General features: G+C 61.1%; 22 protein-coding genes and 2 pseudogenes. 12 read left to right on the forward strand and 12 right to left on the reverse strand.

Annotated elements, in window-relative coordinates:
• Positions 1 to 365: 365 nt before the first annotated feature.
• Entirely contained in the window at positions 366 to 1,769 is a 1,404-nt protein-coding gene (locus tag AB4Z38_RS21330; protein WP_441431552.1) for a hypothetical protein, read from the reverse strand.
• Positions 1,770 to 2,665: 896 nt separating this feature from the next.
• Here AB4Z38_RS21330 and AB4Z38_RS21335 point away from each other — a divergent pair.
• The gene (locus AB4Z38_RS21335) at positions 2,666 to 3,280 is read left to right on the forward strand and encodes a DDE-type integrase/transposase/recombinase (RefSeq protein WP_441431553.1); all 615 of its coding nucleotides are present in this window, start codon (positions 2,666 to 2,668) and stop codon (positions 3,278 to 3,280) included.
• 96 nt (positions 3,281 to 3,376) lie between these two features.
• Entirely contained in the window at positions 3,377 to 3,715 is a 339-nt protein-coding gene (locus AB4Z38_RS21340; RefSeq protein ID WP_441431571.1) for an integrase core domain-containing protein, read from the forward strand.
• 563 nt (positions 3,716 to 4,278) lie between these two features.
• Here the strand turns inward: AB4Z38_RS21340 and AB4Z38_RS21345 are convergent.
• From AB4Z38_RS21345 to AB4Z38_RS21355, 3 genes are all read right to left on the reverse strand, one after another.
• A complete protein-coding gene (locus tag AB4Z38_RS21345) occupies positions 4,279 to 5,145 on the reverse strand; it encodes a hypothetical protein (protein WP_441431554.1) in 867 nt (288 codons plus the stop codon).
• Positions 5,135 to 5,854, reverse strand: coding sequence for a DUF5343 domain-containing protein (locus AB4Z38_RS21350; RefSeq protein ID WP_441431555.1), 720 nt, complete (start codon positions 5,852 to 5,854; stop codon positions 5,135 to 5,137). Before AB4Z38_RS21350 ends, AB4Z38_RS21345 begins: the two co-directional genes overlap by 11 nt.
• Before the next feature lie 927 nt (positions 5,855 to 6,781).
• Positions 6,782 to 7,450: a GntR family transcriptional regulator gene (locus AB4Z38_RS21355; protein ID WP_441431556.1), complete on the reverse strand. Its 669-nt coding sequence runs from the start codon at positions 7,448 to 7,450 to the stop codon at positions 6,782 to 6,784.
• Positions 7,451 to 7,895: 445 nt separating this feature from the next.
• Between AB4Z38_RS21355 and AB4Z38_RS21360 the strand changes: the two genes are divergently transcribed.
• The 6 genes from AB4Z38_RS21360 (at position 7,896) to AB4Z38_RS21385 (ending at position 13,248) form a co-directional block, all read left to right on the forward strand.
• Entirely contained in the window at positions 7,896 to 9,224 is a 1,329-nt protein-coding gene (locus AB4Z38_RS21360; RefSeq protein WP_441431557.1) for a flavin monoamine oxidase family protein, read from the forward strand.
• A gap of 300 nt (positions 9,225 to 9,524) precedes the next feature.
• Entirely contained in the window at positions 9,525 to 10,316 is a 792-nt protein-coding gene (locus AB4Z38_RS21365) for an amino acid ABC transporter ATP-binding protein (RefSeq protein ID WP_441431558.1), read from the forward strand.
• A gap of 7 nt (positions 10,317 to 10,323) precedes the next feature.
• Positions 10,324 to 10,971 (forward strand): amino acid ABC transporter permease, encoded by a 648-nt coding sequence (locus AB4Z38_RS21370; RefSeq protein WP_441431559.1) that lies wholly within the window; start codon positions 10,324 to 10,326, stop codon positions 10,969 to 10,971.
• The gene (locus AB4Z38_RS21375) at positions 10,971 to 11,633 is read left to right on the forward strand and encodes an amino acid ABC transporter permease (protein ID WP_441431560.1); all 663 of its coding nucleotides are present in this window, start codon (positions 10,971 to 10,973) and stop codon (positions 11,631 to 11,633) included. Before AB4Z38_RS21370 ends, AB4Z38_RS21375 begins: the two co-directional genes overlap by 1 nt.
• A 56-nt stretch (positions 11,634 to 11,689) precedes the next feature.
• Complete coding sequence (locus AB4Z38_RS21380) at positions 11,690 to 12,553, forward strand: substrate-binding periplasmic protein (protein ID WP_441431561.1); 864 nt, start codon at positions 11,690 to 11,692, stop codon at positions 12,551 to 12,553.
• Between the two features lie 266 nt (positions 12,554 to 12,819).
• Complete coding sequence (locus AB4Z38_RS21385) at positions 12,820 to 13,248, forward strand: universal stress protein (RefSeq protein ID WP_441431562.1); 429 nt, start codon at positions 12,820 to 12,822, stop codon at positions 13,246 to 13,248.
• Positions 13,249 to 13,323: 75 nt separating this feature from the next.
• Here AB4Z38_RS21385 and AB4Z38_RS21390 read toward each other — a convergent pair whose 3' ends face one another.
• Positions 13,324 to 14,112, reverse strand: a complete 789-nt coding sequence (locus AB4Z38_RS21390) for a pyrroline-5-carboxylate reductase family protein (RefSeq protein WP_441431572.1) — start codon at positions 14,110 to 14,112, stop codon at positions 13,324 to 13,326.
• Here AB4Z38_RS21390 and AB4Z38_RS21395 point away from each other — a divergent pair.
• Positions 14,066 to 14,269, forward strand: a complete 204-nt coding sequence (locus AB4Z38_RS21395; protein WP_441431573.1) for a hypothetical protein — start codon at positions 14,066 to 14,068, stop codon at positions 14,267 to 14,269. The two genes, AB4Z38_RS21390 and AB4Z38_RS21395, sit on opposite strands and share 47 nt — an antisense overlap.
• Before the next feature lie 8 nt (positions 14,270 to 14,277).
• Here the strand turns inward: AB4Z38_RS21395 and AB4Z38_RS21400 are convergent, their stop codons facing one another.
• The 5 genes from AB4Z38_RS21400 to AB4Z38_RS21420 all read right to left on the reverse strand — a co-directional run bounded on the left by AB4Z38_RS21400 (position 14,278) and on the right by AB4Z38_RS21420 (position 20,357).
• Positions 14,278 to 14,628, reverse strand: a complete 351-nt coding sequence (locus AB4Z38_RS21400; RefSeq protein ID WP_441431563.1) for a CBU_0592 family membrane protein — start codon at positions 14,626 to 14,628, stop codon at positions 14,278 to 14,280.
• 440 nt (positions 14,629 to 15,068) lie between these two features.
• Positions 15,069 to 16,568 (reverse strand): aldehyde dehydrogenase family protein, encoded by a 1,500-nt coding sequence (locus tag AB4Z38_RS21405; protein ID WP_441431564.1) that lies wholly within the window; start codon positions 16,566 to 16,568, stop codon positions 15,069 to 15,071.
• Positions 16,569 to 16,570: 2 nt separating this feature from the next.
• Positions 16,571 to 17,464 carry a 4-hydroxy-tetrahydrodipicolinate synthase gene (gene dapA, locus AB4Z38_RS21410; protein WP_441431565.1) on the reverse strand — a complete coding sequence of 298 codons (894 nt, stop codon included), beginning with the start codon at positions 17,462 to 17,464 and terminating at the stop codon, positions 16,571 to 16,573.
• A gap of 67 nt (positions 17,465 to 17,531) precedes the next feature.
• Positions 17,532 to 18,917: a protoporphyrinogen/coproporphyrinogen oxidase gene (locus AB4Z38_RS21415; protein ID WP_441431566.1), complete on the reverse strand. Its 1,386-nt coding sequence runs from the start codon at positions 18,915 to 18,917 to the stop codon at positions 17,532 to 17,534.
• Between the two features lie 81 nt (positions 18,918 to 18,998).
• Positions 18,999 to 20,357, reverse strand: coding sequence for an MFS transporter (locus AB4Z38_RS21420; protein WP_441431567.1), 1,359 nt, complete (start codon positions 20,355 to 20,357; stop codon positions 18,999 to 19,001).
• 278 nt (positions 20,358 to 20,635) lie between these two features.
• Here AB4Z38_RS21420 and AB4Z38_RS21425 point away from each other — a divergent pair, with 278 nt between their 5' ends.
• The 3 genes from AB4Z38_RS21425 (at position 20,636) to AB4Z38_RS21435 (ending at position 22,816) form a co-directional block, all read left to right on the forward strand.
• Positions 20,636 to 21,316, forward strand: coding sequence for a GntR family transcriptional regulator (locus AB4Z38_RS21425; protein WP_441431568.1), 681 nt, complete (start codon positions 20,636 to 20,638; stop codon positions 21,314 to 21,316).
• Positions 21,317 to 21,626: 310 nt separating this feature from the next.
• The gene (locus AB4Z38_RS21430) at positions 21,627 to 22,124 is read left to right on the forward strand and encodes a ribbon-helix-helix domain-containing protein (RefSeq protein ID WP_441431569.1); all 498 of its coding nucleotides are present in this window, start codon (positions 21,627 to 21,629) and stop codon (positions 22,122 to 22,124) included.
• Entirely contained in the window at positions 22,103 to 22,816 is a 714-nt protein-coding gene (locus AB4Z38_RS21435; protein WP_441431570.1) for a nucleotidyl transferase AbiEii/AbiGii toxin family protein, read from the forward strand. Before AB4Z38_RS21430 ends, AB4Z38_RS21435 begins: the two co-directional genes overlap by 22 nt.
• A 525-nt stretch (positions 22,817 to 23,341) precedes the next feature.
• Here the strand turns inward: AB4Z38_RS21435 and AB4Z38_RS21440 are convergent.
• Both AB4Z38_RS21440 and AB4Z38_RS21445 read right to left on the reverse strand, forming a co-directional pair.
• Positions 23,342 to 23,966 (reverse strand): annotated as a pseudogene (locus tag AB4Z38_RS21440) (dihydrofolate reductase family protein).
• 778 nt (positions 23,967 to 24,744) lie between these two features.
• A pseudogene (locus tag AB4Z38_RS21445) lies at positions 24,745 to 24,858 on the reverse strand (IS30 family transposase); the annotation flags it as partial.

Consider the following 24,858-nt stretch of genomic DNA (forward strand, 5'->3'; position numbering starts at 1 on the left):
CGCCAACTTTACGCCGTGCTACAGATGCGCGAATTGGATCAAGCTAATCGCAGGCAAGGCCGCGTAGGTTCAGAAGGAGACGGGGTCGAGGCAGCGGCAGACCAGGCCAGCCTGGGCGGGGGATTTAAGGACGGCCGCAGGTTCGGGCTTAACTTGCATATCGATTGGTTCACGGAAAAAGGTACCTTGGGGCGAGTCCCCCGAGTGGGAAGCAGTGACTCCTCTCGGCCGCGAGATCAAGAATCGCGTCACTGGCAACGACAGACCGGTTAACCGAGGCTAAGGGAAGCAGAGTCCTTTGGTTTAGCCGGAGAACGCCCGCAATGACGCAGCAATCACCGCATTTATCCACGTGGGCGAGGGACTCAGCTCTCGCGTGCCTTTTGCTGAATTGATTTCGTCAATCCGTGCAACAGTTCCGCCGCATCCCGCAAGAGCTCCGGCGAGAACGCCCCCACCCTCCCGTGGAACACTCGATTACGCAGTTGACGCATCGAGTCCAATTCCCTATATTCCTCCGGCGAAATCAGTCCTCGCTCTCGAAGCCGCCGAAATAGTGTCGGCAAAGCTGCCAACCTTTCATCTTCGACCTCGGCAATATCCTTCAGTAGAGTTTCGAAGAGCACCCACGCAGTGACGAACTCCCCGAGGGCCAGCTTCTCCGGTGAGCCGGCTTTCAAATTTTCAGCAGTAGTACGGCGCCGATTTGACGGATGGCGGGAAGCCGCCATTGCGCTCAAGTACGCCTTGTAGCGCGATTCATCACCGGAGAGCATGAGATCCGCGAGTTGAGCAGCGACGGGCCGTCCCTCGAAATCTCTCTCCAGTAGATCGAGGTACTTTGTCACTGAGGAGGCGGTCGCCGAACTTTGCTCAGCTAGGTAGTCGAAGAGCACGTCTATCCGACCCAAAGTCGCATCGGTAAGGTCAGTACCCAGCGCCGATAGGCGCGTCCGGAGAAACTCAGCTAGTTCGTAGTGGTTTCGAAACGGTGTCTCAGCGACAGCTAGTCTCGCATCTCCAGCCTGCTGAAGTTGCTCGAGGGCAATCTCGCCAGCTAGCACCAGACCGTTGAGCTGGTCAAGAAGCGCGTACTCCGAAGACGAAAGCTCGCCTTCCAGCGGCTTGTACACCAAGTCATGCTCGACCTCAGACCACGCGTGCATAAGTACAGACGCCACTTGGACTTCAACGAGGGCCGACGCGTAGCGCTCTTGGCCTGCGCTTAAACGCGACTCCGGGATGTTGACCCGGAAGTGTCGAGCACCGTAACCGGAAAATCGCTGCCGGTGGGCCGAAGCGGCCGGCACTGTCTGCGCGCCGCCACCGCTAGCCATGTCAGGCTCAGGTGCGCGAGCCGTCCTATCATCTGAGTCTCTCTTAGAGGGGAAATGCTTGTCCTTCTGCACATCAAGCGTCGTTCGAATGACCTGCTCCACTTCATCCATTTGCCCAGGGAAGTAGAGCGCCACGCGCACGCCAGCGCGGTCAACGATATCTGGGCCGATCTCCGCAACGGACTTATACGGCCTCTCGCGGTCACGCGCATGCAACTTTTCAATAAGTCGATCAACGGACTTGGCCCGACTCGTCACTATGGCGCGCAGGCCCGAGCTGGCAAGTTCCGTCTCCAGCAGGCCACGAGCCGTGCGGGCCGATGCCTCCCAAAAGTCGAACTGCCGTTCGTATTCACTTACGAAGTCGTCAATGACTCCCAAACTTACCCCCAAAGAAGCGACCGTATTGATGAGAAGTCTACGGATCGACACAGCAAGCTCCACAAATCTAAACGGGCGAAGTTGCGAGTTTTCATGTCTCATGTTGGGATCACGTCAGCGCTCCTCAGCCGTCCAGCCGACGGACCCCATCGGGAATCCTCGCCACGCCGAGCGGTGATCAGCACCGGTCGGACTGTCCGTGGAGGGACGCTTGATCCGCGCGCTCCTACTTCACCGAGCCAGGTTGCATATCAGCAAAAGCAACTATTCTGCGGGATCGTCTCTGTAGTAGTGCTCCTTCAGCGACTTCAACTCGGGCACCACGTGCTGAGTCCAAGCGGATTACGCCAGAACCGCGCCCGTCAGCCTTCGTCCTTTGCGACAGCATAGAGGTGGTCGGGGTTCCAGACCTGCTTGGCGATGTCGCGATACAGGTTGCCTCGCTCGATCACATCAACGGCTTTGAACTGCGGATGAGCCTTGAACGAGAGCCCACTGGACTTGACGAAGGATACAAAGCCGGGGTTTTCTCGTAGCTCAACGGCCTGAAGCTGGCCGCCAGAAGGTTTTGACCAAAGTAGTGCGGCAGCTTCTTCTCGAAGGGGTCGTCGTTGTAGCTCGCGTTGAACTGTTTCGGAAGGAGCAGCAGGTCTCCGATGCGGTTGCGGTGCCTGGCAAAGTCTGCTTCATAGCTCCCCCGAAAAACTCCCCGATCGGGCCCCATCCGACGCCGGTATACCAAACCCGAAACCGAAGACGGCCCAGTCCGACGTGTTATGTCTCTGGACATTGGTGACAGTTCCGCATCAGGACATCGGTGACGCTTCCGGGGTTCGTGGTGGTGACACTTCTGCCGTTCTGATGGGTGGATGAGTGGAGTTGAGCCTGTTGATCCTCGTGTCCGTTTAGCGATCTCGCAGTGGCCGGATGATCCGCGGCGTGGTGCCGTGACATCGTTCTGTGCCGAGCATGGCATCTCCCGTAAGGCGTTTTACGTGTTGTTGGGCCGGGCCCGGGCCGAGGGCCCTGCCGCGGCGTTGGAACCGCGGTCCCGCCGGCCGCGCACGAGCCCGTCCAGGATCGGTGAGGAGGCCAAGGAGCAGGCACCGCGGGTGCGGGCGGCGTTGGAGCGCTCGGGACTGGACCACGGACCGATCAGCGTGTTCGAGAGGATGAAGTCCATGGGCCTGGAGCCGGTGCCCTCGGTCGCGTCGCTGGCCAGGATCTTCCGTCAGAGCGGTGTCGCGAGGCTGGAGCCGCGGAAGAAGCCCCGGGCCGCGTATCGCCGGTTCGTTTACCCCGCCCCGAACTGTCTGTGGCAGCTGGACGGGACCGAGTACGTCCTCACCGGTGGCCGTAAATGCGTGATCTTCCAGCTCATCGATGACCATTCCCGTTTCGCGGTCGCCTCCCACGTCGCCGCCGGGGAAACATCCGAGGCTGCGATCGCGGTGGTGAAGAAGGGCATCACCGCGCACGGTGTGCCGCGGAAACTGCTCACGGACAACGGGGCCGCGTTGAACCCTTCACGGCGAGGCCATCAGGGCCAGCTCCTCACCTAAGTCACCTCCCTGGGGATCGAAGCGATCACCGGGAAACCGTACAAACCGACCACGCAGGGATAGAACGAACGCTTCCATCAGACCCTGTTCCGGTTCCTGGACAAACAACCCCTCGCCGCGACCCTTGAACAGCTCCAAGAGCAGGTCGACGCGTTCGATAAGCTCTACAACACCGAACGCCCGCACCAGGGCCTGCCCGGGCGGATCACCCCGCGGCAAGCATGGGACGCCACACCGGCCGCCGAGCCACCACACCCCAAACCCGCTACGGCCCCCACCCGGGACGGCACCCGCGGCATCGGACAGGCCACCCGCACCGCCTACCCCAACGGCAGAGTCACGATCAACAGCGTGGTCTACATGATCGGCAGACCCTACGCCCGGCAGGCCATCCACGCGCTCTGGGACCCCCGAGACAATCCAGTTCTTCGATGACCAGGGCATCACCTCCTACCCCTACCCGCCGGCCGGGACCAAAACAGTCGGAAACGGCAAGCCCCCCGGACGCACCGTGAAACAACCCGCAACCGTCACCAATGTCCTGATACAAGAAATGTCACCGATGTCCTGACACAGAACTGTCACCCATGTCCCGAGACATCACACGGCCCAGTCCGACGGGCAAGGTGTGCACATTGTGCACACCTTGCCTCTTTTGTGCCGTGCAGCGGCGCCGGAAGGTGGCCGAGGACCACGAGCCCGGCCGGCGCCGATCGCGGTAGGAAATGCCGGTGCGAACTTCGCCGGCATCTGGGCTTCGTACGACCCACCAGGCAACCATACCGATCTCCCCGTTCGCCGCTGACCTTTGTCGCCGTTCATTGCACATCCGCCGCCGCGCTGCATGACCGGCCTTCGCAGGACCGCGCCCCGTCTCGGGTGGCAGTCCGATATGCTTCGAACCCGCCGAAGATGCCACAATACGACCGTTGTTCAGTCGGGGTGTCTTCTGATGAGCCTGTCATGTGAATTCCTAGAGGAGCATGCGGTGAGATTAATCAATTACTCATGGCGTTCAACACTGCTCGCAGGACTTCCAAACGCTGTTGAACTTCGACGCTGGGTATTTTCCTGCGTTGTTGCATTGTTTCTAGGGTCGCTATCTCTTCACGCACGGCGTCATAATCCGCAAGATCGTCATGTGTGGCTATTCTGGCGGCCTTCTTCGTGAAACCCTGCCGAATCGCCGGTGGGAGTATGGGAACCTCTCCAAGGTCGGGTTTCTCGTAATAGGGCTGACTTGTCAGTGTTCGTAGCAGGTCTTCGAAACTGTCAAGGTTATCCACGTCTATTTTGAAGTAGGTGAACCGCGCCATGTCCTCAGGAATGCAACGAGGACTCTGGTCGCCAAGCACTACCAGTTTCAGCTTCTTCTGGAGCTCGGACTGATTCTTGATGAACAGACCCCTGAGCGTGTCGGCCTCTACAGCCGCTCCTGCTCCAACATGAGGCGAGTTAGTTCCAGACCAACGCTGCGCCCATTCCTCCGTAATCGCCACCAGGACATAGTCAGCTTCTCGAACGGCATTTTGTCCGAATCGAGTCCAGTCGGCTCCGTCTTCGTGGCTGTGGAACAGGTCTATGTCTGCATCTATCCCCATGCTTCTGAGAGCAGTTGTAAACTCCATCACCAACTGCTCCCAGTCCTTCTCCTGCTGAGAGGACCAGTCCTCGCCACGGTGAGCCCAGCTAACGAGAACCTTCAACGGTACATCCGGTAGCTCTGCCTCTTTTGAAGGGATATCACTCTTGCTCACATCCTGAGTCACCAAGGGTGTTGATGGTCCCGTTATCTTCTTGGGATTCGCGTCGGCTATCTGCTGGGTGGCGGCCAGTAATGCCTTGAAAGTTTCCTTACCGTCCATAGAGATGCTTAGCCATGCTCGCGAAGATTGCGTCAATCTGATCTGCGGAAGCAGAGGAGTCGATATGGACTTGGAGGTCCACGTGAAGGCTCGGTCCCGACTGCTGTTGCGGGGCAGGGTGGGATTGGCCGTTAGCTTGGGGCCGCACCGGCGCAAATGGCTCCGTTGGTATATCAGCTTTCTCTGTAAGATTCTCTGGGTCGCTCTTCGCGGGTGCAGCTGGCTTGGTTGTCTGCTTGGCTGTTGCGCGAGGAGTCCGAGGTTTCACGTCTTCAGGGAGTGGCTCCTTGGCGACTAGGTGCAGGTAGAACTTTGCAACCACGTTCGCACTGGCCTGGCCTGACTTTGAGTGACGCATGAACCAGTTGGCAACGGCTGCAGGGTCGGCATCCCCGGAGGAGAAGATCTCCCGGACTTCCAAGGGATATAGCGACTCAAGAATCGTGTCGCACACTTTGGGGTAGGTCTCTTCAAATCGGAAGTCTTGGGCAAGGTCGGTGGGCACGCCGTTCTGGTCAATGAGGCCGACGTTCCGCATCTGCGGAAGGATATTCTTTGCAGTCTTCTCGGTAATGGAGAGGATGGAAGACAAATAGGTCAGAGTGACCTTGCTGGGCACTTGCTTGAAGAAGACTCTTCGCAATGACGTCCACACTGACGGCGACATGTACGGATAAGAAGTTTTTTGTTCGACGGCCTCTGCAGTCACTAGCACCCCTCAATTCGTACAACGCTCAAGTACAGCGGGGTGCCGCAGTTGATCACGCGATACTGCTATCCGTAGCTAAAGGTGTCCCCCGACGGTCACCTGAATATAGGTGACAACGGATACGTTATAGGCGACTGAAGAGATTCACACAAGTAACACGCCAGCCTCGAAGCCTATTTTTTGGCAGATTCCCACAAACAGAGCAACCAGCACGCACTGCGCAAGACACTACCCGTAGAAAAGAAGCCGGCACCCCGCTAGACACACGTCATGATGCCCGGTCTGCAACGCGCCATAGACAAGCAAGCGCCGATCAAGCCAGATCCACCACAGCGTAAGCAGAAAACCGAAGACAAGGAAATCAACCCCGGCGGGTAGACAAAAACACCAAATTTCCGCACTCAGAGGCCCAAAAACCGCTCTGACCTGCGAAAACACTGTGCCCGAGGTGGGACTCGAACCGCCTTCCCGCCCGCGGAAACACAGGGAACTCCCGAAAACGTACCGAGTACGGTCCGATCCAGCACCGGTACGGCCCAGTCCGATGGACAAAGTGCGTATGTTGTACACACCCTCTTTTTGCGCGGAGACAGCAACATCCATGGAGGGAGTTTCTTCGTGTGAGCCCGGTACCTTCGACCCTGATCCAATCCCAGACAGCCCAGGCCCTGAGGATATTCATACGCCCGCCGTGAACGAAATAGCTATGCCGAATTCGGTCTCGACCGGTCGCCTTCTACAACCGAAGACTCCGAGAGTGCCCTACCCAGCTTCTGGTCCTGCGATGCGATTTGCGAGCTCTCCAACTTGAGCGAAACGCAGTAAGCCAGGGACGTGCCGCCAAAGCCCGCTAAACGAGGAACCTATAGCCGAACGACGAAGCTTCCCCGCCTGTTCGAAGGTCAAAGGTGCCACGCCCCCAACCGCTCAGATAACCTTGCGGACTGTTGCATCAAACGCAGCAATGCTTTCAAGGGCGAGCGAGGAAGCCCGTTCATCATCGCCACTCGCTATTGCCCGGAGCAGGATAGCGTTTTCTTTGATTTCCTCATATACAGGGGGGAGCTTGTCGAGAAGGAAACACCAAATGCGCGTAGCCAGATTGTCGTAGCGGACGAGTATTTCTTCTAGTCCGGAACTACCCGCTGCTCGGTAAATCAAACGATGCACGGCCATATCGTGCTGCATCAGAGAACGTTGATCCAATGCCGGATCCAGCTGTTCCAAGAATGCGGCACGCTGCGAAAGTTCGTTCCGGAGGTCCGGGGTGGCCGTTCTTGCCGCCCGTCCGGCGACGAGGGGCTCAAGGAGCATCCGGACTTCTGAAACTTCGGCCAGTTCGGCGAGGTCCACCATGGTGGCGAAGGTCCCCTTGCGGGGATAGGAAGCGACGAGATGATCGCACTCAAGCCGGGTCAGCGCTTCACGAATGGCTGTCCGGCCGACGCCGAGCGAAGCGGCAAGCTGGACCTCGTTCAACGGGTGGCCAGGCGGGATCTCGAGAGTGATTAACTTTTCGCGGAGTTCCCTGTAGGCGATTTGTCCCAAGGTGCCCGCGTTCTGGAGCGTCATGGTCCCCATGCGGTCACCAGTCATTTGCAGCCTTCTTCAGAAGATATAGGGTCAGGGGCCTATTCAGTTCGGAGACGTCAGTCTATAGGAGCTCCCGCGTGAAGCGTTGGCAGGTTGGGCCGAAGCGTCCCAGGCGAATCGAAACCGAGGCCAAAGCACCGACCGCGGTGCGCTTGGATCTCTCCGTCGCGACGCGCAAGCAATACCCCTTTCGCCCTTGGTGATCCTGTCGGTGTGAGCTGCGGCCTGAGCGCATACGTAAGCGCGGGTTTAGGACGAATCTAATATATCTATTGACGACACGCTGTTGACATGATCACATATGGGTATCTTGTGACGTGAATCGCATCCGGACGACCACGCCGCAGAAAGCGCTCAAGGAAGCGGACCTCAGGGCGGACTTGGCCAAGATGAAACGGCTCCGGTACGTCGAACCAACGGTTTTAGTAGTAATAGGGAAGGTTAAGCAATGCTCGATGTACTAATAGTCGGCGCGGGCGCGGCAGGACTGGGAACGGCCTACTACCTCCGCGACCTCAAGCTGGATGTCCACGTGCTCGAAGCGGGCCCGGATGTTGGTGGTCGGTCGCGCACCGTTTCACTGGCGGGAACCTCCGCCAACTCTGGTGCCATGTTCATCTACAGGGATACGAAAACAGAAGAAATCGCCGCCGAATTAGGGCTGGAGACGGTGCCGTTCCACCCTGATACGTACGGCATCCACGTCAACGGACGCACTGTCGTCGCAGATACCAACGAGGACCTGATTGCCAGGCTGAACCTGAGCGAATCCGAGAAAGCCGAACTCAAGGAGTTCATTGACGGCTCGCTCAAGGAGTACGCGAAAAGTACCAGCAACGGCGCTCTCCGGAACGACCTGAAGCACCTTGCCGATGAAACGGTGGCGGACCGAGTCCGCGGTCTGCAGCCGGCCGTCCGCGACATCGTGGCCACCGCGATTCGCGGCGGCGCGGTAGGTGACCCGATGCGGCTATCAGCCAAATATGCCTTACGCTACTTTGCGAGTTACCTTGCCCGGGAAAAGAACAACCGGCTGTTTGCTTTGGAGGGGATGCAGGCCATCCCCCGAGCCATCCTGGACCGTCTTCCACAGGACATTGTCCGCTTGAACACGTATGTCACGGACGTAGCGTTCATCCCCATAGAAGACGCATACAGAGTGTCCGTCCTGGGTCCTGCAGGTGAGGAAACACTCTGGGCGCGGCAGGTCGTTCTTGCCGTTCCGGCCCCAGCAGTGCCCAGGCTGGCCAAGAGCTTGCCCGCATGGAAAACGGAAGCACTGGACAAGGTGGCGACGCCCGGCAGCACCACGCTCAACATCGCGGCCGATATCGAAGGTCTTCCCCAATATCAAAACTGGTCGTTCATCACCACGGTTGGAATGCCGTTTGATGCAATCATCAATCCGGTCCCGGGCGGCACCGAATTCACTTCAAAGGCCAAGATCCTCCAACTGACCTGTTACGGGAACTCGGCCGGTTTCCAACCCGGCTTTGAACAGGATGAAGCGCGGATTGCCGAATGGGTTGAGGCCGTACTTACTGTTGCCCCGGAACTCAGGGGCAGGATTATCGGCCTACATGCCCAAACCTGGGAACACTGCTTCGCACTGCTGGATCCGGACCGTGCTGCGGCGCTTCCCGAGCTGCAGGAATCTGTGGGCTTGCTCCATTTTGCTGGCGACTACACCTCCGAGACGGCCGGCACGCACGGGGCCTACACGGAAGCAGCGCGAGTTGCATCACTCATCCGAACCTCCGTAGCCGCCGCGAATTAGTCCACCGGAACACCACGGGGGCCGGCCAGATAGGCCTGACCACATACCAATGCCCCTCAGGCCTCTTCAAGTCAGCCAAACGAGGTCTCTTACGTGTGTGACATAGACCACTACCCAAGATGTGATCACAGATCTAGACAAGCCGGGGTCTGCTGGATAAAGTGATGTAGAGCACAAGTTGTTGTGGGGAATACGACAACTTGTCCACGCACTGAGCAAACCGTCCGGGCGTGCAGAGCACGGCACCGCGCGGGACCCATCTCAGGGTTACAGGCGCCCACTACCCGAAGGAAACGAAAAATGGGCTTAAGTTTTGGTACGAAAGCTCCCCCGGTTGCGCTCTCCGGGGAGGTCGTGGTCTCCGGGCTCGGCAAGAGTTATGGCGCAAGCCGTGTGTTGTCGGATGTGAACCTGGTGATGAACGAAGGCGAAGTGGTCTCGATCATCGGGCCATCGGGGGCGGGCAAGAGCACGTTCCTGCGATGCTTGAACTATTTGGAGACGCCAACCGAGGGCACAATCGCGATCGGTGGAGCCCAGGTTGTTGCCGGTGGGAAGCTGCCGGACAAGGCCAGCCTGGACCACCTTCGCCGCGTCACCGGAATGGTCTTCCAAAGCTTCAACCTGTTCCCTCACCTCACCGTCATGGAGAACATCACCCTGCCACAGCGAAAGGTGTTGGGTGCGAGCAAGGAGCAGGCGCAGGAGGTCGCGGAAATGCTGCTCAAGCGGGTCGGCCTCCCCGAAAAGGCCAAGGCGTACCCCGCCCGCCTCTCGGGAGGGCAGCAGCAGCGGATCGCCATTGCCCGGGCCCTGGCCCTGTCGCCGAAAGTCATGCTCTTCGACGAGCCCACATCGGCCCTCGATCCCGAGATCGGCCTCGAGGTTCTCGCCGTCATGCGTGACCTCGCTGACGAGGGCATGACCATGCTCGTGGTCACCCACGAGATGCACTTCGCGCGAGACGTCTCGAATCGCATCATGGTGATGGGCAACGGCGGCGTGCTGGAGATCGGCCCGAGCGAGCAGGTGATGTCGGAGCCGCAAAACGAACGCACCCGGCAGTTCCTCAAAGCCGTGCTGGACAGGTGAGACTGCGATGATTACGCAACTCTTGCCCGCGATTGCCCAGGGCGTCGGCCTCACACTCTACGTAACGGGCGCGTCGCTCCTGTTCGGTGGCATCATCGGCTTGCTTCTCGTCGCCGCTGCGCGCTCACCGTTCGCGATCGTCCGGGGTGTCGCCACGTTTTACATCAACGTGGTCCGGGTCATCCCGCCGATCACCTGGCTGTTCCTGATCTACTTCGGCCTACCCCAATACGCGCTCCGGCTGTCTACGATCCAAGCTGCGATCATAGGGTTTTCCATCATCGCCTCGGCGTTCATGGCCGAAATCTACCGCTCTGGTCTGCTGAGCATCCCCGAGGGCCAACGCGAAGCCGCCCACGCACTCGGGCTGAGCACCGTCACCACCGTCGGACACATCATTACCCCGCAGGCGTTCCGTGTCGCGCTGCCCGCGATCGCCACATACGGCATCGGGCTTTTGAAGGACTCCGCCCTCGCGTCCACGATCGGCGTGCGTGAGATCACTTACTACGCCCAACAGAGCGCTAAGCAGACGCATCAGGGTCTGCTTTCGTTCATCATTGCCGGGGCGCTCTACATCGTGATCAGCCTCGTCGTGGCCCTCGTCTCCCGGCGGGTCGACCTCAGGCTGCGCAAGAAGATCGGAGTGGCGTGATGGACATGCTTACCCAGTGGCTTGAATGGCTGCCGAACCTCGCTCCAGGACTGCTCGTCAGCCTCCAGCTGACCGGACTCGCGTTGCTCTTTGGCTTCCCGCTCGGCCTGCTGTTCGCCGTGATGGCAGCGGCGAAACTCGCACCTCTGCAGTGGATCTCGTTCCTGTTCGTGGAGATTGGGCGGGGACTTCCGGCTCTGGTGCTGTTGTACCTGCTGTACTTCAGCCTCCCTGATGCGGGGATCACCCTGACGTCGCTGACCACAGCGATCATCGCGTTGAGTTGGAACACCGGTGCCTACGCGTCGGAGTACTTCCGCGCCGGAATCGCCTCCGTGCCACTGGGACAGAAAGAAGCGGCACTCACTTCCGGGCTCCGCGGCTGGACAGGATTCCGGATCATCATCCTGCCGCAGGCCCTTCGGATCTCCACCCCGCCACTGGCCGGACTCGCCGTCCTTGTATTCCAGGGCAGTGCACTCGCATTCGTGATCGCCGTGCCGGAACTGATGTCCAAAGGCTTCGAGATCGCATCCATCACCTTCCAATACCTCAGCGTCTACCTGCTCACGGCAGTGGTCTACGGATCCATCACCCTCGTCTTCCTCGGCCTCGTCCAGTTGCTGGAACGGCGCCTCGGCCGCCACCTGCAACGCAACTAAAACCGCTCCATCATCCGGGCAATCCGCCCACCAACCCCAGCAAAGAGAGAAAACCCATGTCACGGACTCCCCGTACACTCGCGCGCGCCCTTTCCGCCGGCACCGCCGTCGGCTTGCTCGCTATCTCCCTCACCGCCTGCGGCGGCAGCGACACCGCAAGCAGCGCATCCGGCTGCACCGCCGCGCATAAGCTCACGACTATAACCCCCGGGGAGCTCACGGTCGCAAGCTACGACTACGCGCCCGCCACGATCCTGAACGGCGACAACGTCACAGGAATGGAGGGGGACCTGATCACCGAAATCGCCAAGCTAGAATGCCTTAAAGTCACAGTGAGTACTTCAGGCGGCGCCGGAGCGGTCATCCCGTCCGTGCAGTCAAAACGCGTCGACATTGGCTCTGGAAACTGGCTGCGCACCAAGGAACGGACGAAAATCGTCTATCTGAGCACGCCCCTGTGGAGCGATCCGCAGGCGATCGTCTCGACAAAGGGCCTTACCAGCAACGACCTTGAAGGCAAAGTGGTCGGCTCGGTCGCGGGCAACCTCTGGAACGACAGTTTGCAGAAGTGGCTTGGAGACAAGTTCAAGATCTACCAGGACGACGAGTCCATCTACGCAGACCTCAAAGCGGGCCGCATCGATGCCCTCGTGGCATCCTCCGCGTCCGCCAACTACCGATTCAAAAGCGCCCCCATCGAGGGCGTCAAGGTGATCAACGTCACGCCGAATCCCCATGTCCCCCAGTTCGCTGGGGTAGGCCAGGTCATGCTGCCTTCCAGCCTCGACAACGCAACGCTCGGCAAGGCACTGGACGAGGACATCACCAAGCTCCGCCAAAACGGCACCATCAAGACGATCCTCCAGAAGTACGGGATCGACCCCAGCGTCGGCGAGCCGGGCGCACCCAGCGAGCTCTGACCGAAGCCCAGTTCTGCATCAGGGTGGCGCCGGATGTCCTATCCAGCGTCACCCTGATGGCGGTCGACGGGGCGGCAGGCACCCTAATTCGTATCAGAAGATCACCAGTTTCTAGCGTGTACGCATGAAACTCCAGCGATGAAGATCAAAATGACACTTTAATTCGCGCCGGAGGCAACTTCTCCACCCGCCGGGGCCAATCGGGACCGAGGATGCAGGTCACGGCCTGCGTCGCAAGCCAAGCAAGCAAGCAAGGGAGCTTATGCATGAGTGGAATCATCGTTGTAGGAGTTGACGGCAGCGCGACAGCCAGAAAAGCAGCAGAGGCTGCGAGGGACCTTGCCACAGCAATTGGCGCGACCCTCCACGTGGTATCAGCCTTCGACAGTGACCGTTCAGAGGTGTTCGGCATCGGCAGTAACAAATGGCTTGTGTCGGACGCCGACAAGGCCGAACACGTTGCCAGGACCGTTGCAGACACCGTGGGCGGGGACATCAAGATCACCTACTCCGCAGTATCCGGCAGGCCGGCGGATGCCCTTATCCGGGAAGCAAACCGCAAGGAAGCTCGCATTATCGTGGTGGGCAACCGCAGGATGCAGGGCATTGGGCGTGTCCTGGGCAGCGTAGCCAACAACGTGGCCCACAACGCGCCCTGCGACGTCTACATCGCCAACACTTACGACTCCGACTAGCCGTTACCGGTACACGTAAAACTCGGAAACCACTGTCGACGCCATGGGATGCGACGACGGCGTGGGGAGCAAAATCTACTCCCCCGTTTCCGCGGCAATTTCCCGTGCCCGTGCAATGGATGCAGCCGTTGCTTTGAGGAGGACCTTTTTGAAGTCCGCGGCGGACAGCTGCTCGATGGCCTTGATACTGGTCCCCTGCGGGCTGGTGAAGTATCGGAGCAGTTCCTCTGGTTTCTGTCCGGATGATTGCATGAGCGCCGCCGAGCCCAGGAACGTCTGTTCGGCGAGGACCCGCGCCTGTCCTGGTGAGAAGCCAAGTTCGATGCCTGTGGCCGTGAGCTGTTCAACGAAGAAATAGAAATACCCCGGGCCGGATCCCGAGATACTGCTCACCTCATCAAGCTGGTCATCCCCTACAACCACGACTGTGCCAACAGTACCGAAGAGATCTGAAGCAATCTCAAGGTGATCCTGCGTGCATGAATCGTTTGTCGCCACTCCCGTGACGCCGCAGCCAACTTCCCCGCCCATATTGGGAAGCGCTCGAACCACGGTGACGGAGTCCGGCAGCATCTTCTTCAACCGTGCCAGCGTGACGCCGGCAGCGACGCTTACCACCAGCGCCCCCGGCCTGAAGGACGTGGATACATCGGCGATAAGCGCCGGAACTCCCTCCGGATTAACGGCGAGGACCACCAGATCCGACTCGAAAACAGCATTCTTGTTAGCGGAAGGATCATCTTCGACCGCCGTCACAGTGACTTGCGAAAGGGATGCTAGTTCAGCTGCACGGCTGGCTGAAGAACAGGTGGCATAGATGGATCCGTTGACAGCAACTCCCGGCTTCGTCAATCCTTTCAACAATGATTTGCCGATCGCTCCCGCACCTAAAACAGCAACACCGGGAAGTTCAATGACGGAAGGTACCTCTTTTGCTGGTTCGAAGCTCGCGGAGTACGTAGACGGCATCACGGGTTCCCTTCGGAGGTGTTCGATGTTATCTGGTGAAGGCGATGGCTGAATACCGTCTTAGTCCCGTTCTTCGGGAACGTTAGAGACCTCAATAACCCGGAGCTCACCGGCTGAGTCAGGGACGCCGGGGAACTGAATGTGGGGAGGATCAACTATTGGGAGTGATGATGGTCCGGCGAAACGCATGCGAAGAAGCGCTATGGCGGAAATGAGGAACCAGGCAACATTGGTGGCAACCGATGGCCAGGCTTGGTGGAATGCCCCATTGACGATAAAGGCACACGCACCAACAAGATTTGCGATCTGGAAGACGCTGCCCGTTTTTAACCAGTTCATGGAGACAGCAAGGTATGCACTAAGTATGGCAGCGGCACCTACCCACCCGGTAAATTCCCAAAGCGGTCCCATCAGGCCCTTTCACGTGTTGTCGCTGTAATCGGCGGAACTATTTCGTTGCTGGATAAAACTCTGAACTTGCGCAGTCAGCGTCGGACGACTGTCCCGGGCCAACTTTTGTGCACAGCAGGGTAAGCCCTTCACCTGCGGTCAATTCATCAGTGCGAGTAACCCGCTGCCGCCTGGGTGAGGGTTTTGCCCGGGGAAGGACTTCGCCCCGATAGACGTTCGTCAGGGTGTTGTATCCGGCTTTGAAAAACGAGAAGACCAGGAACCGGATCAGCACGACGATGGCCGGCGCCTGCTCACCGGCCGATCCTGCCCAGGACTACCGGTGTAACGCGAAGTGTTAAGGAAGTGGTTCCGGGACACCCCAGGTGCAAGGGCGTCCCGGAACCACCGGTGCGGACGGTCAGGTCCGGTGTGTTGAGCGGACCCGTCCAGGGATGTGACTAACCCTGGCTGCGGTTGAACATGACGTGCTTGGTGCGGGAGAAGTCCTCCAGGGCGTAGCTGGAAAGATCGCGGCCATAGCCGGATCCCTTGAAGCCGCCCCAGGGCATCTCAGTAGCAATCACCAAGTGCGAATTGACCCAGACGGTGCCGAAGTCGAGCTGCCGGGGCACCGTGAGCGAGCGTGCGCTGTCCTTGGTCCACACCGACGCCGCCAACCCGTAGATGGTTTCGTTGGCGCGGGCGACGGCTTCCTCGTCCGTGCTGAAGGTCTCCACGGACACCACCGGACCGAAGATCTCCGTGCTGGCGATCACTGCACCTGCGGGCACGTTGGTGACCACGGTTGGCTCGATGAAGTACCCGGGCCCCTCAATCGCGTTGCCGCCAACCGCTATGGTCAGGCCGTCCTTGCGGACGTCCTCGAGTGCGGCCAGGACCCTCTCATAGTGGGCACCCGAGATCATCGACCCGATTTCGACGTCGGCCCCGGCACCTGGGGTGCCGACGGAGATGTCACTGACTTCCCGGACCAGGAGTTCGATGAACTTTTCGGCCACCGATTCGTGCACTAGGACGCGGCACGCCGCGCCGCATTCCTGGCCACCGTTCCAGAACCCCGCGGAACGGACACCTTTGGCAGCCGCTTCCAGGTCGGCGTCGGCGAAGACCACTACGGGTGCCTTACCGCCGAGTTCCAGGTGCACGCGCTTAACCGAGGACGCCGCGCTCGCGGCCACCTTCTGGCCACTTCCCACGCTCCCGGTGATTGCCACGAGGTCCACGTCCGGGTGTTCGGACAACCTGTTTCCCACCACCCGTCCGGGGCCGGTGACGATGTTCACGACGCCGGTGGGAACCTCGTCGGCGATGAGTTCCGCGAGCTTGAGTGTGGTCAGCGGTGTCTGCTCGGACGGCTTGAGTACCAGGGTATTGCCTGCGCCCAGGACCGGGGCGATCTTCCATGCGGCCATCAGCAGCGGGTAGTTCCAGGGCGTGATGACGCCGACAACGCCCACCGGCTCGCGGAAAATCACGGACGTGTGGTTTTCCGCGTAGTCGTCAGCACCGACGGTGCTGAAGGCCCGGGCTGCACCGGCCGAGAACCGGAAGGTGTCGATCGCACTGGAAATGTCGTCTTCGGCGACTGCATCCGGCTTGCCGGTGTTGGCAGCTTCCAGAGTTTCGAGCAGTTCCCGGTTCGACTCGATGATGTCCGCGACCCGCAGCAGGACAGCGGCACGGTCCTTTGGCGTCTTCGCTGCCCATTCCGCTTTGGCCGCGACGGCCGCTGCCACCGCGGCGTCGACATCCTCAACGGTCCCGGCAGCCACTTGGGTGAGGACCTCTTCCGTGGCCGGGTTGACGACGTCGACCGTGGCGTCCGAGGTGGAAGGAATGAAATCGCCGCCGATGAACTGTCCGAAGGGCGGGAGGGACGGGGCGGGCGTGCTGTCCGCCCGGCGAACGGTAAATGGTGCTGCTTTTGTCGTGGTCATCGCTATGCCACCGTCTGGTAGAGGGCGGACAGGGCCTGCTGGACCCGGGCCTGGTCCTCGGCGCTGAGGTTTGCGGTGGGGCGCCGCGGCGATCCTGCCCGAAGGCCCTGCAGGGTCAGACCGGTCTTGATTGCGGGAATGAACGGCACCGACAGGAGCGCGTCAATCACCGGGTAGACGCGCTTCCACTGTTCCAGGGCGCCGGCGAGGTCGCCTTCTGCTATGGCGCGGCTGACGGCCACGATCTCATTCGGGACCACGTTGGCCGTGCCGGCCATGACCCCGGCGGCGCCTTCTACCAAGGCGCTGTAGAGGTAGACGTCCCAGCCGATGAAGGTGCCGATGACATCCGAGTGGTGGTGGATCAGCTGCAGCGCCTGTTCCCAGTTGGCGCTGGAGTCCTTGATGTAGCGGATGTTGTCCACTTCCTCGGCCAGGGCCCGGACGGTGGTAGGGTCCAGGTTCACTCCGGTGACTGCCGGGATGTTGTAAAGCATGACCGGAATCTTGACGGAGTTGGCGACGTCCTTGATGTAGGTGACAGTCTCTTCCAGGGACAGCGGCTCATAGTACGGAGTGATCAGCATGAGCACGTCCGCACCGAGCTTCTCGGCTGCCTGGGAAAGGCGAATAGCCTCGGCGGTGGAGGTGGCGCCGGTGTTCGCGATGACCGGCACGCGGCCGATTGCCTGCTTGATGACGGTCTCGATGAGAAACAGCCGTTCTTCCGAGGACAGTGCACCCACCTCGCCGGTTGAGCCCGCTGCCACGACGCCGTCAACACCGGCGTCGATGGAGCGGTCGACAATGCGCCGCAGGGTGTCGACGTCGATGGTCTCATCCTGGTTGAACGGAGTGGACAGGGCGGTGAGGACACCGCGGAGGTTGTGGGACATGAGTGATTCCTTCTTGAGTTCGTGGGTAGTGCTGCTGGTCAGGGGGCTGATGTTCCCGCAGTAGAGGTCACGCGACGACAGACAGGCCAGTGTGCGGCGGTGCCTGACGGTGGGTGGCCAGCACACTCGCGGCCTCCTGCGCTGCGGAGAACCCAGTGGTAATGGAACTTTCGGTGTAGAGCGTGCCCAGGTAATCGCCGGCCAGGAAGACCCGGTTCGTTCCACGCATGAGCGTGGACTGGATCTTGGCCCGGCCAGGGAAGCAGTAGGGGGAAGCAACCTTCCAGCGGTCGGTCTTGGCTTCAACCACGCTGCCCGCGAAACCGTGGCCCAGCACCTGGTCAAGGTCGCTCAGGTGGGTGTTGATGACTTCCTCATCGCTCTTCTCCAGCAGGGCGCGGCCAAGGCTGGCCGGCGAGAAGGTCATGAAACTGCCGCCGGGCTTGCGCACGGACTCGGTCCCGCGGACGATGCTCGCCTGGTTCAGGGCAATGGCAAACGAACGCTTCGGTGCGGCAATGGCATAGATGTCATCCCACGGGCGGGCTGAGGTCTCATTCGTCAGGAAAGCAGTGCTGACGTGCGGCCCGTATTTGATCTGGTCCAGTGCGCCGCGCAGGTCCTCCGGCAGGTCCACGCCGATCTTGTGCGAAACATCTGCGGTCGTGGCCAGGACCACAGTGCGGGCCTCCACTTCCTGGTCGATGCCGCCCTGGCGGTATCGGACGACGACCGAGTCCTTTTTGTGGACCACCTCGCTGACTACAGCGCCGAGCTCGATGCGGTCGCCCAGCGCAGCCGCAATGGACTCAGTCAGCGTGGACGGGCCGCCCACGATTCCCTGACTGAGCCCCTGGCCGATCCCCAGCACCAGGCTGAAATAGCCGATGCCGGCACCCGCGGAAATCTGGCCCATGTCACCCGCCGAGCGCGTAACAGTGGTCTTGAATAGTGCGGCTGCGTCTTCGGACAAGTTCCCGATGAAATCCAGGAACGAAACGTCATTCTCGAAATCATAGATCCGCTGCTGCCGCATCGCGCCCGACTCACCGGCACGCTTCCGGACAACACCGGTGTACTTGGCCACCCCGCTGACCACCTTCAAGCCGGCCCGCAGAGTATCGACCCTGGAAGCCAGGGACATCGGAATACGGAACGGATAGGTGGCGATGTGTCCCTTCTTGATGAACTTGCCGTTCATGGACAGCGCCTGGAGAGAACCAGGGATCTGGACCGCCATCACGCCCACCTCAGTGAGCAGGGCATCCGTGGAGGACCCGGCGCCGGCAAAGACATGCCCGCCCCAGTTCAACCAGTAGTCCCCCCGGCGTTCGGACCGGATACGCCCGCCAACCCGGTTCGCGGACTCCAGAACCACCGTGTCCCAGTGCCTCAGCCGCCAGGCTGCAGAGAGCCCAGCAAGTCCGCCTCCGACGATTACTACGTCTTTCATCTTTCCCATTCCTTGCTGTTGTTCCTTGTATTAGTGCCGGAAAAGCCGCCAGCGGCAGCGCCTCCCCGGAAGTTCGTTGGCTTAGCTGAGCGCGTGATTCCTGGATGGGCGCGCTGCCTTGGCAGGGCCGCCGTCGAGCCTTGCTGCTTCGCCAAGGGTCTTGCCGCGGGTTTCCGGCGCCCAGGCGACGGACACCACCAGGCCCAGGAGGGTTATGACGCCGGCTATGATCATGGTGGTTCCGATACCCAGGGTGCTGAGCGCGAGAGGCACGAGGTAAGTGCCAACTGCGGCACCGATACGGCTCAGTGATGAAGCCAGGCCTACCGCGGAGCCGCGGACTTCCGTGGGGAACAGCTCGTTGGGGTAAACCCATTGCATGATCTGGGTGCCACCGATGAGGACCGCGTAGGCAGCGAACAGGGCCAGGATGACCCAACTGTCCGCGGTGGGGAAGATTCCCAGGGCCAGGAGGGCCAGCCCGCCCCAGAGGAAGCTGTGGATGATCAGCGGACGCCGTCCCATCCTGTTGACCAGGGCCACGGCGATGAGGCAGCCGACCAGGAACATGATGGTGATGGCAGCGGAGCCGATGTTGGCCAGTTCCCCGCCGAGGTTGAGGGCTCCAAGGATGGCGGGGCCGAAAGCATAGACCGCGAACAGCGGGACGATCGAGCAAGTCCAGAAGATGGTGATGAAGGCCATCCGCTTGCCGTAGCCGGATCTGATCAGCTCACCCACACTGACGTTTGAGCCGCTTTCCTCAGGCAGGTCAGCCAGGGTTACGTGGGGGCCATAGACCTTGGCGAGCACCTCGTTGGCTTCTTCGTAGCGGCCCTTCTTCACAAGCCAGCGGGGCGATTCGGGCGTGCCAATCCGCAAAAGGACGATGATCAGCCCCGGAATAGCCGCGCTGGCAAGCATCCAACGCCATCCGCCGTCGAGCCCCAGCAGGAACTGGCCCACGACATAGGCCACCGCCGCGCCGACGAACCACATCGTGACGAAGGCGCCCAAGAGGGGCCCCCGCCAGCGGCTCGGGGTGAACTCTGCCAGAAGTGAGGTCGCGATCGGGTAGTCGGCCCCGACGGCGAAACCGATCATCAAGCGCAGGATGATCAGCCACACGGCGTCGTTCACAAAGGCCTGAAGCACGGAGCAGACCACCAGGGCGATAAGGTCGACGGTGAAAAGGAGGTGTCGCCCGAACTTGTCCGTCAGCCACCCGCCCAGGAACGCGCCGAAGAAGATGCCGGCCAGCGCTGCGGCGCCCACCATGCCCTGCGTGGAGGCGGACAGGTTGAACTGCGGGGTGATTTGAACCATCGCGACGCCGATGATGCTCAGGATGTACCCGTCAAGGAACGGGCCGCCGGACGAAAACAGTGCCAGCCTTTTGTGGAAGGACGACAGCGGCGCGTCATCTACAACGTGGGACATGGTTTTCCTTTCACAGCAGCGTCCGCGGATAACGGCGCCCGATGGAGAATCTGTTCTATTGGTCCGGCCTGAGAGGCAGTCGGCGTTGGCAGCGTAGCCGGTTCCTGTTGAGCTTCTAGGGCCCCTCCCGCTTCAGGTTCGCGGGCCATGGAGCCGGTGTGACATAAACCACCTTATGATGTGATCACAAATCACACAAGTGGTCGAGTAAAGATTTTTCCGCGCCTCGAAGAGGCGAAGGAACGTGCACTTTCGAGACCCGGGGCTATATTTGATCTGTGGTCATATCCAAGCGCGTCGAACCCACCCTGCTGACCGATCAGGTCTTTGACATGATCCATGCGGCTATCCTCAGCGGAGACCTGCCCGCGGGCTCGCGGCTCAGGGTCAGGGACCTTGCCGAGCAGGTGGGCACCAGTGTCATGCCGGTCCGGGAAGCCATCCGGCGGCTGGAGGAAGCGGGCCTGGCCGAGCGCGAACCCCACAAAGGTGCCGTGGTCAAAAACCTGACGCTGGAGGAACTGATCCACGTCTATGACGTGCGCCGGCTGTTGGAGACCGAGGCCGCACGCCTGGGCAGCGAGCGGGTAAGTGCCGAAGACTGCGACAAGATGCAGACCGAGTACGACCTGATGCGCGAAGCCATCGCCGAACGCAGGGTCATCGCCCTGCTGGACCATGACGAGGCCCTGCTCTCCATCCTGTACAACGCTGCCGGCAACCCCGTGCTGGCGCAGATGATCCGGGCGCTCTGGCAAAAGTGCCGGGCGTACAAGATTGTCGGCGCACAAGGTTCGCTGGATGCGAGCGACGACGATTCGTTGTGGCGTTACCAGCAGGACCTGATCACAGCGGCCCGCAACAACAATCCCCCGGCGGCAGCGGCCGTGAACGAAGCCTCCCTCCTTGATGCCAGCGAGCGGATCAAGGCGCGCCTTGCGGACCAGCTCGCGTCCTAGCGCCCGTCCTCCACAGCAAAAACACCCCGGCTGCCGCATGTGTGGGTAGCCGGGGTGTTTTCATTGATTGAGGCTCAGTCCCGGGACTCCCGAAAACGTAGCCAGTACGAGCCAGTCAGGCAGTGTTAGCCAGCGGCGATCAAGTGCCACGGCGGAGACTCGAGGAGCGTCGCCGGGACGGGTACAGAGCCCTCCTGGCAACGCCCAACACGCGTCTCTTGCCTGGTCATGACGCCCTCTTTTCAGGGTGTCATGACACCGCGTAGACTTGTTGGTGGAGCGAACACCCTCTCAAAGCCAGGAGCGCACTATGTCGGCAGGCACGCCACGGCACACGATCCGCGTGAGTGATGACCTGTGGAACGAAGCCCACCGCAAAGCCCTGCGGGAAGGCACCTCCGTGTCTGAACTCATCCGCATCCGGCTCCGCGAGTACGTCGCGGCCCCGGTCGAGCACCGGCACACCATCGCCGACTCCCTCGTGTACCTGGTCCCGAACGCGTTCAACGACCTGCACGGCCCTGCCGCCGGAACCGTGGAACTCCCCCTGCATCTGGACTGGGGACCGGAGAGAAGCTACACCGTGGACGACGACGGCAGCTGTTCGGTGCTGTACCAACTCACCCTGCAGAATTCGGGATCCATCGAGGAAATCTGCCGCATCGTCCACCCGGCACGGCTGACGGCCCTGTGGCCTACCATGATCCTTCCCGCACGGTGCAGGCAGCTCTGGGAAAACACCTTCCCCCAGCTCCCCGCCACCCGCGAAGCGAAGGAACACCCGTCATGGACGACGCTCAGCGCGTAGCAGCCAAGATCGGCCTCGGCGTCCTGGCCGCCGACGGCTTCCTCCTCGCGGGCGGCCAGGCCCTGATTGAGCACGGCATCACCGAACGCCTCTCGGACGACATCGACCTCTTCGCTCTCCACCGCAGTCACACCCCGGCAACCTTCGCCGCATCGGTGCAGAAAATGACGGCCGCCCTCGAAGCCGCCGGATACGCCGTCGAGATCACCCGACAATACGAGGAGTTCGCCAGCGTCACCGTAGGACACGACCAAGAAGCCGTCGTCATCGATCTCGGACTGGACTGGTGGGAGAACTCCCCCGCCATCATCGACATCGGACCGATCCTGTCTCTGAAAGACTCCGTCGCATCCAAACTGCTCGCCGTCTACTCACGCGGATACGCCCGCGACTACCTCGACGCCTACTCCATCATCACCAGCCGCCGCTTCACCCACCAGCAACTGATCACCCTCTGCCAACGCCGGGACCCGACCCTGGACCTGCCAACCTTCGCCGCCGCCATCGCCAGACACCGGACACTCCCCACCACCGAATTCACCAAATACGGCCTGGAACCCCGCGAACTCCCCACCCTCAGCACCACCCTCCTGGACTTCGCCCAAACAATACAAAACACCGCTACAACCCATGTAGACGCGGCCAACCCGATCTGGCCGGCAACCCCCGAACCCGGCCCCGGACTTCTCTAACCAGCCGAACACCACGCAGGTGCCGCGGCCAACAAAGGCCGGAACCTGCCGCCGGCAGTTGACAAGTCCATCACGGGCCGGTCGGCACACCCGAGCCTAAAGCGGTCGGCCCACCGAACAAACCGGTTCGGCAGGTCGGGCGGCAATCCCTTTCCGGGCCCCAAGCGCGCTAGGCCTGTCGGCACATTGCCGCCGGCGCGGTATGAATGGCACGGTCTGCCCGGCCTGGTAACTGAACGCGGCGCAGATCGGAACACGAAGTGCGATAAACGCGCAGACGCTGGAGTCAGGGCGGGGCCAACATGCTCACCGAATCTGCACGGGTCAGGATACGAAGTGTCCCGTGTGGTCCCCCATCAGGCGGGACCTTTCGTTTCCGTGGAGCGGTTCCGCGCACCGGGACAGGCTGCTCCGCCGGCGTGCGGCCCGTCAGCCACGACACGGAATCCTGCAATCGGCGCAACGTCGTTGATCGCAGCTTCAACACCCTCATGCATCGGCGGCCACCGGTCACCTCGTACGCCGTTAGCCCTCTTGGTCGTTGGCCGACATATCGCCGACGCCAGGCGTGCCATCGGCGAGAGCATAGCGTTGGAGCACCGCTCCCTTCGGTGAGGCCACAACCGGCTCGATAAGTCTGAGGTTCGTCGGAACCACCCCGTCGGCGAAGACCTTCTTTCCACCGCCGAGGAGGATCGGATACACCCAGAGCGCGAGCCGGTCGAAGAGCCGCTCGGCGAACAGGGTCTGCACGAAGTCGAGGCTGCCGATGACGTGGATGTTCGCGTGACGGTCACGTAGTTCGCGCACGGCGGCGACGATATCAGGACCGAGCAGTGTGGAGTCGGCCCACTCGAGCGTCGGCGTCTGGCGCGAGACCACGTATTTCGGGAGGCGGTGTGAACAGCCGGGCGATGTCCCCGTCCGCGTGCGGCCAGTATGCGGCGAAAATGTCGTAGGTCCGGCGCCCCAGCAGCATCGCATCCATCCCTGCCATCCCGGAGTTGACCTGTTCGTCGACGACCTCGTCCCAGAGAGGCGCCTGCCAGCCACCAAACGCGAAACCATCACCGGCGTCCTCGTCCGGGCCGCCGGGCGCCTGCGCGACGCCATCAAGCGTGGTGAACAGATCGATATGGATGAGTCCCATGCCATGCTCCTTCACTGCCGCCCGTCGTCGCCCCGCCGACAGGATCACTTCGAGGCTGCCACACAATCCACCCGCGAGGCAACGGGTATCAACTCCTCGACACAAGCCCACTGCCCATCCAAAAGCACCTCCGCCAAGCCACCACATCAACAACGACGCCGTCTTTTCGCCGATCCCGCCAACGCCCGGCAGCCCGTCGGACGCGCCGCCGCGCAGCCTGTCGTCGTCGTCGGAGTTAATGCTCGAGCAAGCCATGGGCCTCTCAGAATCCTCCCCGGAGCCTCCGCTCGCTAGTCAAAGAAGTCAACAAAACCCCAGGCAGTCTCTTATGTCGCTCCGTAGCTCCGAGCCCGCACCCGCGTTGGAGGCACTTACGCCGAAGGCTCAGGGGCGGACCGCCATCGGCACCTCCATAAATCAGACTTAAGTGTGGACACTGTCCACACCCCCTTTGGCAGGACAAACCGACAGGCACAGCCCCCCTTACGCCTCGAAGTAGCTCCCCAAGAAACTTCCGCCCCAAAGTCGGTTTCATCATGTTGTACCCGGTACCCCGAACCATGAACTGGTGTTGGCCATCCACGACCAACCAAAGCCAACCGGAACGAGGAACCGCATAACCCCACCCCAGAGCAGGCAGAGGGCCCACCAGCCAGGACCCTGAACCCGCCACCCACACACTTTCATAGGCCCCTGCGGCGGTCAGGCCACAGCCCGCACCCCTAGCGTCAGAGGGACGCCATCAGGCGAATTCTGGGGGTCGACGCAACACCCGTGGTCAGCTGGCTATTAGTAAATCACGAAGTCGCTCGGCCGGGGTGTCCCAGGCGAGGGTTTTGCGGGGGCGGGCGTTGAGTTCCTGGGCGACGTGTTCGAGGTCTTCGGGGCCGTA

The organism is Arthrobacter sp. 2RAF6, assembly GCF_052115205.1.
GTDB lineage: Bacteria > Actinomycetota > Actinomycetes > Actinomycetales > Micrococcaceae > Arthrobacter.

Bases quoted from the DNA above. Each gene is read 5' to 3' on its own strand.
- AB4Z38_RS21355 (WP_441431556.1), bottom strand. From the start codon at position 7,450: ATGACTGGTGACCGCATGGGGACCATGACGCTCCAGAACGCGGGCACC.
- AB4Z38_RS21375 (WP_441431560.1), top strand. From the start codon at position 10,971: ATGGACATGCTTACCCAGTGGCTTGAATGGCTGCCGAACCTCGCTCCA.
- AB4Z38_RS21430 (WP_441431569.1), top strand. From the start codon at position 21,627: ATGTCGGCAGGCACGCCACGGCACACGATCCGCGTGAGTGATGACCTG.
- AB4Z38_RS21400 (WP_441431563.1), bottom strand. From the start codon at position 14,628: ATGGGACCGCTTTGGGAATTTACCGGGTGGGTAGGTGCCGCTGCCATA.
- AB4Z38_RS21360 (WP_441431557.1), top strand. From the start codon at position 7,896: ATGCTCGATGTACTAATAGTCGGCGCGGGCGCGGCAGGACTGGGAACG.
- AB4Z38_RS21370 (WP_441431559.1), top strand. From the start codon at position 10,324: ATGATTACGCAACTCTTGCCCGCGATTGCCCAGGGCGTCGGCCTCACA.
- AB4Z38_RS21385 (WP_441431562.1), top strand. From the start codon at position 12,820: ATGAGTGGAATCATCGTTGTAGGAGTTGACGGCAGCGCGACAGCCAGA.
- AB4Z38_RS21415 (WP_441431566.1), bottom strand. From the start codon at position 18,917: ATGAAAGACGTAGTAATCGTCGGAGGCGGACTTGCTGGGCTCTCTGCA.
- AB4Z38_RS21380 (WP_441431561.1), top strand. From the start codon at position 11,690: ATGTCACGGACTCCCCGTACACTCGCGCGCGCCCTTTCCGCCGGCACC.
- AB4Z38_RS21420 (WP_441431567.1), bottom strand. From the start codon at position 20,357: ATGTCCCACGTTGTAGATGACGCGCCGCTGTCGTCCTTCCACAAAAGG.
- AB4Z38_RS21365 (WP_441431558.1), top strand. From the start codon at position 9,525: ATGGGCTTAAGTTTTGGTACGAAAGCTCCCCCGGTTGCGCTCTCCGGG.
- AB4Z38_RS21395 (WP_441431573.1), top strand. From the start codon at position 14,066: ATGGATCCGTTGACAGCAACTCCCGGCTTCGTCAATCCTTTCAACAAT.
- AB4Z38_RS21405 (WP_441431564.1), bottom strand. From the start codon at position 16,568: ATGACCACGACAAAAGCAGCACCATTTACCGTTCGCCGGGCGGACAGC.
- AB4Z38_RS21345 (WP_441431554.1), bottom strand. From the start codon at position 5,145: ATGGACGGTAAGGAAACTTTCAAGGCATTACTGGCCGCCACCCAGCAG.
- dapA (WP_441431565.1), bottom strand. From the start codon at position 17,464: ATGTCCCACAACCTCCGCGGTGTCCTCACCGCCCTGTCCACTCCGTTC.
- AB4Z38_RS21435 (WP_441431570.1), top strand. From the start codon at position 22,103: ATGGACGACGCTCAGCGCGTAGCAGCCAAGATCGGCCTCGGCGTCCTG.